13 protein-coding genes and 1 other RNA gene are annotated in these 16449 nt (G+C 38.6%); 7 read left to right on the top strand and 7 right to left on the bottom strand.

All coding sequences use genetic code 11. From position 1 onward, the window contains the following. Positions 1 to 41: 41 nt before the first annotated feature. Positions 42 to 857 carry an ABC transporter ATP-binding protein gene (locus CHU_RS09620; protein WP_238379250.1) on the top strand — a complete coding sequence of 272 codons (816 nt, stop codon included), beginning with the start codon at positions 42 to 44 and terminating at the stop codon, positions 855 to 857. Positions 858 to 1425: 568 nt separating this feature from the next. Here the strand turns inward: CHU_RS09620 and CHU_RS09615 are convergent. From CHU_RS09615 to CHU_RS09600, 4 genes are all read right to left on the bottom strand, one after another. After that, positions 1426 to 2580, bottom strand: coding sequence for a sigma-54-dependent transcriptional regulator (locus CHU_RS09615; protein ID WP_011585348.1), 1155 nt, complete (start codon positions 2578 to 2580; stop codon positions 1426 to 1428). 91 nt (positions 2581 to 2671) lie between these two features. Beyond that, positions 2672 to 3068: RNase P RNA component class A (rnpB, locus tag CHU_RS19060), an RNA gene on the bottom strand. Between the two features lie 146 nt (positions 3069 to 3214). Next, the gene (locus tag CHU_RS09605) at positions 3215 to 4162 is read right to left on the bottom strand and encodes a Smr/MutS family protein (RefSeq protein ID WP_011585346.1); all 948 of its coding nucleotides are present in this window, start codon (positions 4160 to 4162) and stop codon (positions 3215 to 3217) included. 9 nt (positions 4163 to 4171) lie between these two features. Next, positions 4172 to 5062 carry a DUF2279 domain-containing protein gene (locus tag CHU_RS09600; protein ID WP_011585345.1) on the bottom strand — a complete coding sequence of 297 codons (891 nt, stop codon included), beginning with the start codon at positions 5060 to 5062 and terminating at the stop codon, positions 4172 to 4174. A 125-nt stretch (positions 5063 to 5187) separates the two neighbouring features. Between CHU_RS09600 and mscL the strand changes: the two genes are divergently transcribed. Then, positions 5188 to 5613, top strand: a complete 426-nt coding sequence (gene mscL / locus CHU_RS09595; protein ID WP_011585344.1) for a large conductance mechanosensitive channel protein MscL — start codon at positions 5188 to 5190, stop codon at positions 5611 to 5613. Between the two features lie 22 nt (positions 5614 to 5635). After that, positions 5636 to 6586 carry a DUF3078 domain-containing protein gene (locus CHU_RS09590; RefSeq protein WP_011585343.1) on the top strand — a complete coding sequence of 317 codons (951 nt, stop codon included), beginning with the start codon at positions 5636 to 5638 and terminating at the stop codon, positions 6584 to 6586. Between the two features lie 93 nt (positions 6587 to 6679). Here CHU_RS09590 and CHU_RS09585 read toward each other — a convergent pair whose 3' ends face one another. From CHU_RS09585 to CHU_RS09575, 3 genes are read right to left on the bottom strand one after another with little or no spacing between them, the layout of a single operon-like run. Further along, a complete protein-coding gene (locus tag CHU_RS09585; RefSeq protein ID WP_011585342.1) occupies positions 6680 to 7222 on the bottom strand; it encodes a hypothetical protein in 543 nt (180 codons plus the stop codon). 5 nt (positions 7223 to 7227) lie between these two features. Next, the gene (locus CHU_RS09580; RefSeq protein ID WP_011585341.1) at positions 7228 to 8529 is read right to left on the bottom strand and encodes a cryptochrome/photolyase family protein; all 1302 of its coding nucleotides are present in this window, start codon (positions 8527 to 8529) and stop codon (positions 7228 to 7230) included. Positions 8530 to 8559: 30 nt separating this feature from the next. After that, entirely contained in the window at positions 8560 to 13101 is a 4542-nt protein-coding gene (locus CHU_RS09575) for a translocation/assembly module TamB domain-containing protein (protein ID WP_011585340.1), read from the bottom strand. A 3-nt stretch (positions 13102 to 13104) separates the two neighbouring features. Here CHU_RS09575 and tsaD point away from each other — a divergent pair, with 3 nt between their 5' ends. The 4 genes from tsaD to CHU_RS09555 all read left to right on the top strand — a co-directional run bounded on the left by tsaD (position 13105) and on the right by CHU_RS09555 (position 16300). Continuing rightward, a complete protein-coding gene (gene tsaD, locus CHU_RS09570; RefSeq protein ID WP_041932312.1) occupies positions 13105 to 14121 on the top strand; it encodes a tRNA (adenosine(37)-N6)-threonylcarbamoyltransferase complex transferase subunit TsaD in 1017 nt (338 codons plus the stop codon). A gap of 2 nt (positions 14122 to 14123) precedes the next feature. Further along, the gene (smpB, locus tag CHU_RS09565) at positions 14124 to 14585 is read left to right on the top strand and encodes an SsrA-binding protein SmpB (protein ID WP_011585338.1); all 462 of its coding nucleotides are present in this window, start codon (positions 14124 to 14126) and stop codon (positions 14583 to 14585) included. Between the two features lie 190 nt (positions 14586 to 14775). Beyond that, entirely contained in the window at positions 14776 to 15555 is a 780-nt protein-coding gene (locus CHU_RS09560; RefSeq protein WP_011585337.1) for an NlpC/P60 family protein, read from the top strand. A 172-nt stretch (positions 15556 to 15727) separates the two neighbouring features. After that, complete coding sequence (locus tag CHU_RS09555) at positions 15728 to 16300, top strand: hypothetical protein (RefSeq protein ID WP_011585336.1); 573 nt, start codon at positions 15728 to 15730, stop codon at positions 16298 to 16300. Positions 16301 to 16449: the final 149 nt, after the last annotated feature.

Here is a 16449-nt window from a genome sequence, read left to right as displayed (position 1 = left end):
TTATGACAGAATCTATACATATACACCTACCCATAAAGCCCGTGACAGCAGTACCTGAAATAAATACACATGTTGAACCCATTAATCCTGCAGATGTAATGCTGGATATTCAACACCTGAAAAAAGTATATCCCACACCTAAAGGAGATTTTACCGTATTGCAGGATTTTAATCTTCAGGTTAAGAAAGAAGAATTTATTTCCATCATTGGTCATTCCGGCTGTGGAAAGTCTACCATTCTTTCTATGATTGCTGGTTTAAATGAACTTACAGAAGGCAACATTATTCTGAATGGCAGAAAGATCACCGAAGCGGGGCCGGATAGAGGAGTGATCTTTCAATCACCAAGTCTGATGCCGTGGATGACTGCTTTAGAAAATGTTATGTTAGGTGTGAACCAGGTTTTTTCGCATATCTCAAAAAGCGAAAGAACAGATATTGCAAAATATTATTTAGCGAAAGTCGGTTTGGAAGATTCGTTTAATAAAAAAGCCAGTGAGCTTTCACAAGGTATGAAGCAGCGTGTGGGTATTGCCCGTGCATTTGCTTTAAAACCAAAGATGCTGTTGCTGGATGAACCCTTTGGTATGCTCGATTCGTTAACAAGAGGGGAGCTGCAGGATGTACTTGTAGATGTATGGACGAAAGAAAAGATTACGGCAATCATGATTACACACGACGTAGATGAGGCTATTCTGTTATCCGATAGGGTGGTGATGATGACCAGCGGACCCTTCGCAAAAGTAGGAGATATAATGGGCGTGGGAATGGAACGGCCACGGAATAGAAGAACACTGATCGAACATCCGGAATTTTATGATTACAGAGCTTATTTGATCGATTTTTTAGAACATTAATTACTTTATGGATTTGTTGGTTAAACCGTCCCGGTTTATTTTCGGGGCGGTTTTTAGTTCAAATAGTTCTATTTTTGATTGTTATTTAAATCAGATCATTGAATAGGATCGATTTAACAATTGCAGACAAGACTTTTTATTGATGTAAAAACGTCTTGACTGGATGTAAAAAGAATGGCTTCATTGATCTGATGTAATATTCTGATTTTCAAATTGTTCTGATACTATACGTTCAATATCAGAAATCTAAAATATTGTATACGGTTAGATATCAATGGTTATGTTTTTTCAATATTGTCGATAAAACATTCCAAAGAAATTTTTTTTCATAGTCTAGTTTTATATATTTGTATACGTTCAACACTAAAAAGAATTAACAGAATGAAAGCAAAAATTGTATTCATCGTATTTGCAGCAGCAACATTGTTAGTTGCATCATGTGCTCCTCACAGAACTTGTCCTACTTATACTAAAGATACACAAGCTGCTGTTAAGCATTCTTAAGTTTTAATTGATTAAATCTTAAAAGATATAAAAAAGGTTCTGAGTAATTGCTCAGAACCTTTTTCTATTTTACATAGGTCTTAACATCTTCGAGTGTAATTGTTTTATCACTCATAATTACCAGACGTTCAACTACATTTTTCAATTCCCGGATATTTCCAGTCCATGGGAGGCTTTTTAATTCAGCAACGGCTTTTGCATCAATTTTCTTAGGCGTTGTTCCATAATCATCTGCTACAATGGCTAAAAAATGTTCGATCAATAATGGAATATCATCTGCACGATCTTTTAATGCGGGAACTTCAATAGGAATAACATTGATGCGGTGAAACAAATCTTCTCTGAAACGTCCTTCAGCTATTTCTTTCTGAAGGTTTTTATTGGTAGCCGCAAGGATACGCACATCTACTTTAATTTCTTTTTCTCCGCCTACCCGTGTGATGGTATTTTCCTGCAAGGCACGTAATACTTTAGCCTGTGCGGAAAGGCTCATGTCGCCGATTTCATCCAGGAACAGCGTACCGCCGCTTGCCTGTTCAAACTTACCGATCCGTTGTTTGATCGCCGATGTGAACGAACCTTTTTCGTGACCGAACAATTCACTTTCAATTAATTCAGAGGGAATGGCTGCACAGTTAACCTCAATAAGCAATTCGTTGGCACGTTTGCTCTGTGTATGTATGGCACGCGCTACAAGTTCTTTACCTGCACCGTTTGGTCCGGTAATCATTACACGTGCGTCTGTAGGGGCAACCTTTTCAATCGTTTTAAAGATGTGTTCGATCTCTTTGGATTTGCCGATGATCTGGTACGATTTATTAACTTTCTTTTTAAGTGTTTTTGTTTCCGTTACTAAATTAGAACGGTCCATAGCGTTGCGCACGCTAACCAGCAAACGGTTCAGATCTGGTGGTTTGGTAATAAAATCATACGCGCCTTTTCGTGTAGCATCAATGGCTGTTTCAATAGAGCCGTGTGCGGAGATCATAATGAAAGGGATGTCTTTACCGGAAGTATATACTTTTTCAAGAACTTCCATGCCATCCATTTTCGGCATTTTTATATCACATAAAACGACATCATAATCGTTTTCTAAAATCATTTTTAATCCTTCTTCACCATCTTTGGCTTCTTCAACCGTGTATTTTTCGTACTCAAGAATTTCTGTTAACGTACTGCGGATACTGCGTTCGTCGTCGATGATTAAAATTTTAGGCATAATGAATGTTATAGGTTTTAAGTTAGAAGTTTTAAGAGTGAAAATGTTTCCCGTCTTAAAACATAAAACATTTTACTTAAAACTTTAAAAAAAGCAATACAAGCCTGTAAGCCGGGTTCTGTTTCACGCCAAAGGCGTGACTCTTATCATTTATCTAGTCCTTACATCACTGCAAGGCTCAAACGACCTACCCATTCCGGTTAATGACGCCTGGGCGCCATGTGGTACGAGCAGCACCATAATCGGAACCTATTTGGTCTTTCAACTCCTAAGGTTTACCCCAATGGCGCGTCGCCGCGCCACGAGTGAGCTCTTACCTCACTTTTTCACCCTTTCCACACCGAGGCATGGTGGTTATTTTCTGCGGCCCTGTCTGTCCATTGTTCATTTCTAAACAACAGCCTACCCGTTAGGTAGTAAGATGCTCTGTGTTGCCCGGACTTTCCTCCTTCAGCCTTGCGGCCAACGGCGATAAGATAGCTTGTATTGCTTTCAAAGATACATAAATAACGCCTAAGGCGAAAGGCTTAATGCTTAAAGCTTTTGCGTCTGCAGAAGTTAATACGTGGTGATTATTTTTAATGTATAAATTAAGTAACAAAAAGCTTTTCGCCTTAAGCTTTAAGCGTTCCGCTTACTTCAGTTTTACCAACGTTGCCCCATAGCCAAAACGTTCTTTCTTCGCATCTTTGAAAAAGTCAATACGTTTGTTTTTGCTTAAGCGTTTATGCAGTTCGTTTTTCAAAACATTGTTGCCAACGCCATGAATAAACGTAATTTCATCCATACCGCAGGCAATGGCCTGGTCCAGTTTCTTTTCAAACGTACTGGTTTGTATGTGCATGATCTGCATCGGTGTCAGTGATTCCCACTCCGCATCCAGCTTTTCAATATGCAGGTCAACTTCAGCTTCCGGTTCATCAAAAGCCAGCAGGCCGGCTGCTGTTGAAGGATTATTCAATACGGAAGTCAACGTTTCTATTTCCTTTGAATCCAGTTTCAGATCGCTGTCGATTGCCCAGGTATTAGCTTCACCTTTTAATAAAGGATGATGTTTTTTGTTTTTATAAAATTTTTCAGCCTTAACAATAACTTCAGCAGAGTAGGGCTGGATCATTTTTTCAATGCTTGGCAACAGATAGATAAATTGAAAAAGCAGATTTGGCCAGCTGGAAAATTCACTCGTGTTCCATTCATCCAGGCTCAGTATACCATTGCTTTCTAATTTACCGGATTGAATAAGCAAAGTATGTTGTTTGGTTTTTTTGAAACAGCTGAACAATACCGGGCAGTTGCGCTGATTGATCAGAAACACTCTGTGTGTGCGGTCATTAAAAGCCTGAAAAGCGATCTGTATATTCCCGTCCAGTGTTTTAACAGCAGCCGTCTGGTCGGGTTCCGGAGCAGACGTTCTGCCTGTTAGCAAACCTTCTTCCGTAGAAATAACGGTTACTTCTCTTTTAGCTACGGGTATCCGGAAACCATCTTCAATTTCAACTTCAATTTGCAGCGCATCAATCACACGTGTTATAATACCGGATTCTTTGCCGTGTACAAGCCGAACTTTATCACCAATTTTCATATGTATAACTTAGAAATATAACCCATGCATGTTAAGGCCATGCTTATTGAATTCAAGCGTTGGCATAGGGACTTTAATTAAATTGACGGTATAAAATACTGTCTTTAAGAATTTACTACGCGTACGTATACTTTGAAAGTCTATATCAAGAGATAGATACACTTGCCGGTATGGATAATAACCTTCCGAATTGCTTTCTGAAATATTTCCGCGAACCATAGCATCGGCGCCATAGCCAACAGATGCACAAAGCCATTTCGGCCAGAAGAAATCCTGCTGCGTTAACTTGCGGATATTAAAAGAAAGCCAATAGGTTTGTCCGTTATAATCTTTTAATAACTGCTGTATCGGTGTATCGCCCAGCAGATCGGGACTTACTGAAGAATAGGATGTATGATGGTAAGAGAACTTTGGGATAATACGCAGTTCATTCCATGCTAAATATTGCGTCAATAGGGTAGCACAGCCCAATGTATTGGCAGTCATATCACCCAATGAAAACCCCCATTCAGAAGAGAAACCATCAAATACTTCAATGGTAGATTGAAATACAAAACCTGTTGCTGTTCCATACCAGATTGCACGTTTTCTTTTCGTTCCTGTCCAGGATAGTACATCTGCAGGTATGCGGCTTAATTGAAAGGAGGTAAAATAATGACCTGCTTTATCCATCTGCATCCACTCGCTGTTGTCATTGAAAAAATGAAAATGTTCGGAAGGATAATCTTTATACCACGACTGATATAAACCATACATACTGCCCACATAGGTAGCACCGGCAAGGGTTACAATCGGTATGAACCGTTGTTTTTTAAAGATAACGGAATCCTGTGCCTGTAATGAATTGAATAGGCATAAGATCAGTAACAGACATATAATGTGTTTGTATACATTATTCATGAATGTAAAGGTAGTGCTATTAAATAGTAATATTCTAACTTTTAGAGCTCACCATGTTTTTATTTTATAAATATTCGTCTAATTTTACTTTGGTAATCAAGTATATATAATTAAAGTTGAATTTTATGAGTTTTATTGGTGAATTTAAAGCCTTCGCCATGCGGGGCAATGTGGTAGATCTGGCAGTCGGTGTGATTATCGGTGGAGCATTTGGTAAAATTGTATCTTCGATGGTTGATGATCTGATTATGCCGATCGTGAGTATTTTCATGGGCGATAAAGGTTTTAAAGATAAATTTTTTGTTTTCGGTAATCAGACCTTCGAAAGTCTGGCAAAAGCTAAAGAAGCCGGTGTCCCTGTATTTGCTTATGGTAATTTTATACAAACAGTTATTGACTTTACCATTTTAGCATTTGTGATTTTTTTAATGGTAAAAGGAATGAATAACCTGAAGAAGAAAGAAGAAGCGGCAGCACCTGCGCCTGTACCTGCTGAACCAACAAAAGAAGAACAACTGTTAACAGAGATCAGAGACTTGTTGAAAAAATAAATTTTTAATTACACGTTACACTATGAAAAAATATTTAGTTTGCCTGGTTATTTTATTATCCATTCAGCAAGGATTTGCACAAACAGAACCTACAGGTGCGGATACTACAATCACAAATAATACCTCTGTACTTGTCGGAGTCGATACGCTGTGGCGTACTACCGCAACATTTGGTATTAACTTTACAAATGTAGGCTTAAATAACTGGGCCGGCGGTGGGCAAAATGCACTGTCTTTTACCGGTGTATTTCTTGGTACAAATGAATACCACAAAGAACGCGTGCACTGGAGTAACCTTATTGACATCGCATATGGTTTTCAACGCCTGGGGTCTAATTCCTCTCCATTTAGAAAAAGTGATGACCGTATTTATGTACAAACAAAATTTGCATACGAGCAGACACAAAAATTACGCTATGCAGCACTAGTTGATTTCAGATCCCAATTCGCTGAAGGCTTTAACTATTACGATGATGTTAAAAAAGATTCAGCAGTAAAGATATCAAACTTCCTGGCACCGGCTTATGTTACGGGATCATTGGGTATTGAATACCTGCCATTTAAAAGTACAAGTATACTTTTCTCACCTGTATCAGCTAAGTATACCATTGTGAATGACCGCACACTTTCAGACAGCGGTGCATATGGTGTTGAAAGAGGCAAAATAATAAGAAAAGAATATGGGGTTTCATTCATGCTTAAATACAAAGCTGATATCATGAAGAATGTAACATTTGCAACGCAGCTGTATTTATTTGACAATTACAAGAATTTAAATGTGGATGTGTTCTGGGATTGCTTCTTATACCTGAAAGTTAATAAATTCTTAACAACAACATTTACAACGAGTCTTATTTACGACGATGATATAAATATAACACGTGATAATGGCTCTGTAGGACCGGCGATACAATTCAAAAATGTGCTTGCTGTTGGATTATCTTATAGAATAAATGGCTACGGCATTCGTTAATCCATGGCCTGCATAAAGAGTAATCATATAAAAAAATCCCCGCAGCAGTGCGGGGATTTTTTTATATGATTACGTGTAAATACCATACGGATCTCAATATTCAGGCTGACTGAGTATGTAATGATTTTTAGGTTTTGACGGATGCGGAAACACATCAATCGAAACAATCCGAAGCGGTTTACCTGTCCATACCTGTTGTGCCTGTAAGGCATCTTTTGTTTGGAACAACGTGATTTCTGCATTACTGTCGTTGCCGATCTCATCGTGCGTGAAATGATATTCAAACGCCTGTAAATTCTTTGTGCTGAATTTATTTGGTACTTTATAAATAGTCTGAGAAGGGAAGAGCTGTATGCGGATTACGTGTGTACTGTCAAAATGGTGTACGCCTAAACGCATGTATATCGGATAGTAGTAGTCCTTTTGAAGTAAAATAGTATCATCGTGTTTCAAATTGAACGCAAAGTATCCCGTATCATTTGAAAACGTTATTAAATCGTGGTCGTGTGCAGATTTAATTTTTACTGCAGGGATTGGTTTTTCAGTTGTACCATCAATCAGAATGACATGAATGGTTTGTGCCTGTAAATACCACGCAGATAACAATAAAAGTATACTTGCTGCAAGAGACTTCATATAAATTAATTTTTTAATACAGAAAAAAGCAGTTTTGCCCGTTCTGTTGCTTTTTTATGTTCGATTATAGGTTCAATATACGAAGAAGTTCCAAACTCAGGCACCCATTTTTTTATATAAATAAAATCGGGATCAAATTTCTCCTGTTGTGAAATCGGATTGAATATGCGGAAATACGGTTGCGCATCTGCGCCTGTTCCGGCTGCCCACTGCCAGTTTCCGTTATTTGCAGACAGATCGTAGTCCAGTAATTTTTGTGCGAAATATGCTTCCCCCCAGCGCCAGTCAATAAACAAATGTTTCGTTAAAAAACTGGCAACAACCATACGTACGCGGTTATGCATGTGGCCGGTAGTATTCAACTCCCGCATGCCTGCATCTACCAGTGGGTATCCGGTTTTGCCCGTACACCATTTTTCAAAATCGGCTTGAGAGTAACGCCATTCCAAGCGGTTGAATTTTGACTGAAACGATTCGGTTACTACATGAGGGAAATGAAACAGCAGCTGCATAAAGAACTCGCGCCAGATCAATTCGCTCAGCCATGTTGCATTCAACGGCAATGCTTTAACCACTTTTTCCCGGATACTGATGGTCCCAAACCTGAAGTGTATACCCAATAAAGAGGTGCCATGTTCCAGGTACGGGTAGTCTCTGGTTTTATCGTATTCCTGAATGGTCTTACGCAGGGTTTCTAACGGCGGTATCTGAATGGATGAAGGTGTGAAACCAAGTTGTTTGAGAGTCACAATTGGTTTGGCTTCCATACGAAGAAAAGCATCGGTATGTTTTTCGGAAGGGGAGTGCGTAACCGGATTTTCAGTTAATTTCTTTAACCACTTATTTTTGTAAGGTGTGTATACGCGGTAAGGCGCACCTGTATCGGTCAGTATTTCATTCTTTTCAAAAATTACCTGATCCTTAAATGATTTGAAAGCTATCTGCTGCTGCGCTGCCCAATCGCTTATTTCATTGTCCCGCTTAATTGCCGCAGGTTCATAATCCGTATTGGTATAAATGGCTTTAACAGTATATTTTTTTACCAGCTGTTCAAACGCTTCTGCAGGTGTTGCGTGATATACTTCCATATCGGAATGTATTTTCTGCAACTCATTTTTAAGCGATTGAATGGTATCGTGAATAAACTCAACACGCGCATCATTTTTATGTTCCAGTGCATTCAGTATGTTGATATCAAATATGAATACAGGTAAAACGGCATAACCGCTTGTTAAAGCCTGAAATAATCCAGCATTATCTGTTAACCGTAAATCTCTGCGAAACCAAAAAACTACAACTTCATTCATGTGTCATATCGTATTTACAGTATAAAATTGTTATTGATTTTCTTCATCTTTATAAGGAGCCCACATTTGTTTCGGCTCTTTACGTTTTTTCTTTTTCTTGTTGGCATTCTTTTTAAAGATCTCGCCAATACGGTCAAAGCCCTGTGTATGCTGAATACTCATGCCTGCAGCCATGGTTGTTGTGGTGTTAGCAGACGTGATAAGGGCATTCTGATTTATTTTGTTGTATACTTTTGCCTTTAAATTTCCGCTTGGCGTTAATACATATTCAACGGTCCATTCACCTACAATATTGGTTGCTGCACTTGCTGTATTTGAGTAATTACCGCTTTGGTGTGAAATACGCAAACGACCGTCTAGTGCGGTATAGGCAAAGCGCATATTGAATGTGTTCAATCCGTTTTTATCCAGCGTGGTAAGATCAACGTTAATTTCTAAGTTTTCATCGATCTGTGATACAAAGCTGCTTAACTGATTTGACAACAATTCGCTTAAGTTCGCATAAGAACCGCTTGCATCAGATAAACCATTTCCGATAGGGGATAGTTTACGCAATACAATTAAACTGAATGCCTGTTTGTTCATCTCCGATGGATTACCGGCAACATACGTTTCAAAGCTGTTTACATAACCTGCAAACTGGCCCGGATATTTGTTTTCAATTTTTAATCCTAAGATAACTTCCGGTGAACGTAGATTTCCTTTTAAGCCCATTAATACATTCACCGGATATTTACGTTGCGCATCGGGAGATTCAGCCAGCGTAGGGTCTGTGATGGTGGGCTTAAGTGATGTATACAGACGGTAACGTGTCTTGATATCCAGCTCGGCTTCATACGGTTCACCGTTCCATTTAATGGTACTTCCCGGATCAATGGTAAATTCTTTATTAATAATTCCCGCCAGGGTAAAATTGTACTTCCCGCGTATAATCTCATAATTGCCAAACATGTTGAAATCACCACGTGTATCAATTGTTAAACGCATGTGTCCGTTTCCGTTTCCACGAATAATGTCACCTGCTTTTTTATCAAAAATAATTTCTGTGTAAGCATCCGGCGTGATGTCTAAATTGAATTCCATTTCAATACCGGATAGATCAATTTTTTTCTTCTGATTGATATTGGTTTTGTCGCGGTCCGGATCAACAAAGCGTATATAACTTTCGTGTTCAGCGCCGGCATAGGTGTCTAATGGAATAAATATTTTCGTGTTGGGTTGAGACAATGCATTCGCTTTAATTTTAATTTTATTTAAAGCACCCAGTATCTCCCAGTTACCCGTAACATAGGCATCTCCGTAAAAGATGTCACCCTGATTTTCTGCCAGATTAATTACTTGAAATCCATTGCCGTCCTGAAGGGGGATAGTACCTCTGAAATCTAATACAAAGTCCTTGAAGTGATTGTGGTTAAGTCCGCCGGTAACATAGCAGCTCTTTTCATTAATATCTTTCAGTTCAACATTTTCAAATCCGATGCGGTCATTTTTGACATAAATTTTATCTGTAAAATGGTAGCTTGCTCCGGTAAAAGGAATTTTAAAATGACCGTTGGTTACATCGATTTCACCATCCACCAAGGGTTCTGAAAGCGTTCCTTTAATGGTTACATAGCCCGTAGCCAGTCCTCTGATGGCTGTGAATACATCTTTTGCTATGGAGTTTAAAGGAGAAATGTCAGCTTCTTTAAATTGCGCAACCAGGTTTAGTTCTTCGCTTCTTAAAGTACTTTCGGGTGCAAAATAACCGCTGAGGTTAAAAATGTTATCACTTTTACGTAAAATGCTGACATTCATATTCATTTGCTTTTGCTGATTATTCCATGTTGCCAGCCCGTTAACATCGCCTACGTACAAGGTGTCAATATTGAAATTGTCAATAGTCAGTTTGCTGTCTACGTCAGATTCACCAAGATTGATATTACCGTTAGCAATACCTTTCAGTTTTACCTGCGTGAAAAAATGTGAAAAATCTTCCATATGTATATTTTCAAGCAGTACAGTTCCCTGTGTAGATTCCTGACCTAATTTACCAATAATAACAATTTCCTGCTGGGCATTGGATAAAGAAACACTATCGAATTTAATTTCATGCGCGTTAAAAAAAATTTTCTTGTCATCTTTAAACTTCCACACGTTATCTTTTATGCTTAAGATGGAGTTGTTAAATGTAATGATATTGTATGGGTCATATAAATCTATGGTGCCTGAAATACGTGTACTGTTGTTGGTTGCAGATTGTTTGGCTCCTATATAAAAGTTTGCCTGTTCGCCGGCTAATACTGTTTCAAGCAGGAAATTCTCTGTTTCAATATAATCTGAATTGATCTGTTTCTCCGAAGTGAATGTTAAATTTCCTAATACTTCTGATGTATCACTTTTTTGTGAACAGAATAAATTGATTTTATTTTTTCTGAATTCAAATCCTTTGTAATAAATGGTATCAATTTCTGCCCTTGAACGTAATATTTTTGTGCGGCCGGAGTTGAACCGACCTTTGATACTGGATTCACCGGAGATATATAAACCGGGTGTATAAATATTTAAAAAAGCATTAATATCATGTAGTTGAATATCGTAATTAACATGGTAAGGTGTTTCCTGGTGTATGGTTTTGTTTTTATAATATTCAAGAACATCCAAACTGTCATGCACAATACTATTATTTACTTCCTGCACAAATTCTGTAAAATCATGTGCAATGATTGTAGGTTTAAAATTCCCTTTTATAGTAGCCGTAATAATATCTGAAGCAATTTCAATATTCCTGGTGGTATCATCTATAATGTTCGAAATGAGATGCAGCGTATCAATATAAATTTCTTTATTTCCATTGTATAGAAGGTAAGTGTCGGCCAGGTAACCGTTTCCATACGCATCGTCTATTTCCGTTCCTCTGAAGTTCAGGTTTAGTTTTGTTTTGACCAATAAATCCGTGTCAGTAATATTTAGATTCAGCTTCTTTAATTGTGCTTTTTCGCACACAACATTTACCTGCAGAATTTCTTCTTCCTCCCGATAATCAAGCATACCATCAACACTCATTACAAGATTTGAATCTACAATATCTGCATGTCCGTTGAATAACGATTTTTGCAGCAGTGCATTGGTGTGGATATTCTTATAGGTGTAGTTATTAAAATCAATGGAGTAGATAGTGGCAAGCATTTTCATCCGTAATTCGTCGATATCAAAACCAACACCTTCAACACTTCCGTCCATATTAATGAAACCTAACTGCTCGTTTTTGATCAGCTTGCCCAGGTTAAACTGCTTGGTTATAAGTTTCCCGGAATAGTAGCTGTCTGCTTTCAGGTTATCTTTCAGATTGAATTTCATATCTGTTTTAAAATAACCCATCGCCGTATTCAGCGCAGCATTTGCCACAAAGTCTTTCGGGAATCCATTAAAACTAAGCAGCCCTTTAAAATAACTAAAGGTCTGGATCGTTTCCCGTACTTCGGTATCAAAAAACGGTCCCAGATCAGCTTGGCTGATGTATGCATCATTGAAGGTTGCATCAATGTAGGTAGACATAAAGCTGGGCAAGCCATCCATATGCAGTGAACCTTTAACATAACTTTTGCCTGTGTATGCGCGCAGTTTATTGATCGTGAATTTACTCACCTTGCCCGAAGCCACTGCACTGATACCGATCCGGTACGGGTACTTTTTCAATTCCGGGGCAAAGAAGGCAATGTCTTGCAGATCAACATATGAACTGTCTAAGGTTGCATTGATATATGCCTCTGTATTAAAATCTGCCAGATCGGTGATGGTGCCATAACTGATCTTCATGTAATTCTGCAGGAAGGTATTTCCGATCTTTGCATACATGTTTTCCAGATCCATATAATGCTCACACAAGGTATATATACCTGACAGCTTGTGTACACGGAGCCGTGTATGACCTTCAATAGTTGTTAGGTCTTTTATATTGATGCGGAAAGTGTCTGCAAACGCATACAGATCTTCTGTGATGCCGTAAATGCTGTCAAATGAAAAGTGGTTGTGATCAAAACCCGATATGTTGCCGCTGCGCATATCATCATACGCAAAACGCATGTTCACCAGTTTGATGTCATCAAGCGTAAAAGCTTCCCGGGCAGCAGTGGTATCCATGTCATTACCAAGCTTGCTCGCAGCATCAATAAATTCATTGATATTTAAAATGTCGGTGTTTTTGTATTTGATCAGGTGTACTTCACCATCTTTGAGTACAATATCTTCAATACGGAACGTCCATTTTCTTTCCAGTGTAAAAATTTCATAATCTACTACACCTTCGCCCAAATGGATCATTTGAGAGCCTTTGTAATCGTACAGCGTAACCCCGTAAATAATAAAGTGATCAAACCAATCGATTTCAACCCGATCAATGTTAACTTTGTACTGAAGAAATTCAGAAAGTTCTTTACTCGCAATTTTCCCAACCTTCTCCTGTACATAAATAGTTCTGAAGCCTATTACTATGATAGTGAGAAGTATGAGTAAAATAAGCGCAGTATAAGCGACAGTTTTTAAAAACCTCCTTATGAAAATTCTGCTAAAATTCTTTACTTGAGTGATCAATCTATGTCAGTTACACTATTAGCCATCGAATCTTCCTGTGATGAAACAGCTGCGGCTGTCATTCAGGATGGGAATATACTATGTAATATAGTTGCTTCACAGCGAATTCACGAGAAATATGGGGGAATTGTACCGGAATTAGCTTCACGGGCACATCAACAACATATCATTCCAGTGGTAGCGCAAGCACTCCTTGAAGCAAATATACAAAAATCAGACCTGAATGCAGTGGCTTGTACCTCTGGCCCCGGATTATTAGGTGCATTATTGGTGGGCGTTTCTTTTTCCAAAGCATTTGCGTCGGCCTTACACATTCCGGTGATCAAAGTGAATCACATGAAAGCGCATATTCTGGCACATTTTATTGGTGATGTAAAACCGTCTTTTCCATTTATTTGTATGACTGTGAGTGGCGGACATACGCAGCTGGTGATTGTGCGGAATTATTTAGAAATGGAAGTAGTAGGAGAAACCCAGGACGATGCCGTTGGGGAAGCATTCGACAAAACAGCTAAATTAATGGGTCTTCCTTACCCAGGTGGACCATTGATTGATTCGTATGCAAAACAAGGAAATCCGCTGGCATTTCCGTTCCCAACCGTTGATATGCCCGGATATAATTATTCTTTCAGCGGTATAAAGACAGCTTTTATGTATTTCCTGAAAAAAAATACAGCCGTTGATCCGGATTTTATTCAGAAAAATTTACCTGATATTTGTGCCAGTGTACAGCATGCGCTGATAGATGTACTGATGCGTAAGCTGAAGCGTTTGGTTGTCGATACGGGTATCAACAGGGTAGCGATAGCGGGCGGTGTTTCGGCAAATTCCGGATTGCGGAAAGCCATGGAACAAAAACGCGAGCAGGAAGGTTGGGATGTATACATACCCGCGTTTGAATATTGTACCGATAATGCAGCCATGATTGCTGTAGCTGGATATCACCAGTATTTAGAAAATGATTTTGCAGGATGGGATCTGTCTCCGGAACCAAGATTGCGCATAGGAGGAGGGTTATAAAAATGAGTACAAAAGAGATCGTTAAAAACGTCAATATAAAAAATAAGAAGGCATCTTTTGAATATGAATTCCTGGAAAAATACGAAGCCGGAATTGTATTGAAAGGTACGGAGATCAAGGCCATCCGCATGAGCAAAGCTTCTATCAGCGAAGCGTATTGCCTGTTTGATAATGAAGAACTGTGGATCAAGAATATGAATATTTCTTCGTACGACAAAGGTTCTTTTTACAACCATGATCCGTTGAGTGCACGTAAGCTACTGCTCCGTAAAGCAGAATTGAAAAAACTGTTCATGCATTCCAAGGAAAAAGGCTTAACGATCATTGCACTGCGCTTGTTTACCAACGAACGCGGATATGCAAAGATTGAGATCGCACTGGCAAAAGGAAAGAAGCTGTATGATAAACGCGAGTCGATCAAGAGCAAAGATAACGAGCGGGAGATGCAGCGCATAAGGATTTAGGCCTAACGCTTAATGCTAAAAGCTTTAAGGTTTGCATATCTTAGCCTTTGGCCCTCACCGTGGTCTGTGGCACACAGAACACAATCAGGTGATTGAGTTACGAAAGAATTAAACAATGATGGTCTGTGTGCCACAGACTATGGTAACGCAGCTTAAGGCATTAAGCCTTAAGCGTTCGGCTTAATAAAAAATGAAACAATACGGAATTTGCCATTTGAGTGTAGTACCCATGCGGGTTGAAGCAGGTGATCGTCATGAGATGAGTTCACAATTATTGTTCGGAGACTTTTTTGAAATTGTGAATCAGTCTGAAGATGGTAAATGGAAATACATTCAAAATGATTTTGACGGCTATAAAGGCTGGATAGATGCAAAACAATACCTTCCGGTAGACGAAGAATATATTCATAAATTAAGTCAGACACCACCGGTATTTTGTAAATCATTATATGCACTTGCTAAAAGTGAAACGCGTTTCTTTCCTTTGTTGATGGGCTCTACCTTGCCTTTATATAAAAACGGAATCATCAGTGTAGGAGATGAACCGTTTATTTTAGAAGGCGATGTTGGTTATGCTGAGCCCTTCAATGCAAAGAAGCTGGAACAGACGGCTATGCTGTATTTAGGTGCGCCGTATCTGTGGGGCGGCCGTTGTCATTTCGGGATCGACTGTTCGGGCTTTGTACAACAGATCTACCGCATGTATTCCATTCCCTTACCAAGAGATGCGTATCAGCAGGCAGAGATCGGGATCACTGTGCCGTATGAACATTACCAGCAGGGCGATCTGGCATTCTTCAAAAATGAATTTGACAAGATCACACACGTAGGCATCATGCTTAACGGCAATAAGATCATTCATGCATCCGGACAGGTCCGCCTGGATCTGATCGATGAGCAGGGGATTGTACATGCCGAAAAGCGTATCTACACGCACCGGCTGGCGTTTATCAAGCGGGCAGGAGTGTAGGTTGATAATTATGAATTATGAATTATGAATTGGCCCATGGCTTCAGCCATGGGTTAGGGTAATGCATCATGGGTATATCTGGCAATGTTCACCGGTCAATTTAATGTTATTTTTAAAATTCTAAAATTTTTCAATTCGTCACTGCGACTGATCACAACAAAAATATTATGCGATGGAAATCTTTAATTTGATTGATGCGAGCTATTTATTTCTCATAATGCTTTTTCCAATTACGGGTTTTTATCTATTTAGGGTTTTTGATATAAAAACAATAAAAAAAATAGTCGTTATTTCTCTGTTGTTATTGGTCTCAAGACTTTCAGGATACATTATTATTACCAATTGGCTGTATGTTGTATGTGCTTTCTGTATCCTTTCAGTTGTGTATGCGTATGCAATCAAGTTGCTAGAATATTTTTATAGAAAAACCATTTCTGTAATACTCGTCATTTTATTACTTTGCTTTTCTCTTGTTTATTCTTTTTTTAATGCTTTTGGTGGAGTACTTGAGAAGCCGATTGCTTCAGATCGTTTAGGTAGATATAAAGTTGAAACCGTTATGGTATCCGGGTTTTCAGGAACTGGTGCAGCTACGCACAAGCTCTATTATTATCCCATATGGTTCTTAGTTTATAAAAATGTTGAAACAATTCGCATTGATCCCTTTAAAGAATCAAAGGAATGCATCGTTTCATTCAAAAGATACGAAATAGATTACAATTCGTGTTTGAATGAAATAGAATAAATAACTTAAATTCTTTATCATATCAGCAGTTGTTTCTTTATTGCTGTGCCCATTCTTGTAATGTTTTGTAATAATCCAATATTTTTATATATGTTAGCCAAATTTAAGTACGAAATCATGGCTAAATGATTGGTTTTGCAACCATCTTC

This window comes from Cytophaga hutchinsonii ATCC 33406, from assembly GCF_000014145.1.
Lineage (GTDB): Bacteria > Bacteroidota > Bacteroidia > Cytophagales > Cytophagaceae > Cytophaga > Cytophaga hutchinsonii.
The sequence above is the reverse complement of the archived record's forward strand: the minus strand, read 5'-3'. Positions and strand labels throughout refer to the sequence as shown.

Bases quoted from the DNA above. Each gene is read 5' to 3' on its own strand.
- CHU_RS09615 (WP_011585348.1), bottom strand. From the start codon at position 2,580: ATGCCTAAAATTTTAATCATCGACGACGAACGCAGTATCCGCAGTACG.
- CHU_RS09605 (WP_011585346.1), bottom strand. From the start codon at position 4,162: ATGAAAATTGGTGATAAAGTTCGGCTTGTACACGGCAAAGAATCCGGT.
- CHU_RS09600 (WP_011585345.1), bottom strand. From the start codon at position 5,062: ATGAATAATGTATACAAACACATTATATGTCTGTTACTGATCTTATGC.
- mscL (WP_011585344.1), top strand. From the start codon at position 5,188: ATGAGTTTTATTGGTGAATTTAAAGCCTTCGCCATGCGGGGCAATGTG.
- CHU_RS09590 (WP_011585343.1), top strand. From the start codon at position 5,636: ATGAAAAAATATTTAGTTTGCCTGGTTATTTTATTATCCATTCAGCAA.
- CHU_RS09585 (WP_011585342.1), bottom strand. From the start codon at position 7,222: ATGAAGTCTCTTGCAGCAAGTATACTTTTATTGTTATCTGCGTGGTAT.
- CHU_RS09580 (WP_011585341.1), bottom strand. From the start codon at position 8,529: ATGAATGAAGTTGTAGTTTTTTGGTTTCGCAGAGATTTACGGTTAACA.
- tsaD (WP_041932312.1), top strand. From the start codon at position 13,105: ATGTCAGTTACACTATTAGCCATCGAATCTTCCTGTGATGAAACAGCT.
- smpB (WP_011585338.1), top strand. From the start codon at position 14,124: ATGAGTACAAAAGAGATCGTTAAAAACGTCAATATAAAAAATAAGAAG.
- CHU_RS09560 (WP_011585337.1), top strand. From the start codon at position 14,776: ATGAAACAATACGGAATTTGCCATTTGAGTGTAGTACCCATGCGGGTT.
- CHU_RS09555 (WP_011585336.1), top strand. From the start codon at position 15,728: ATGGAAATCTTTAATTTGATTGATGCGAGCTATTTATTTCTCATAATG.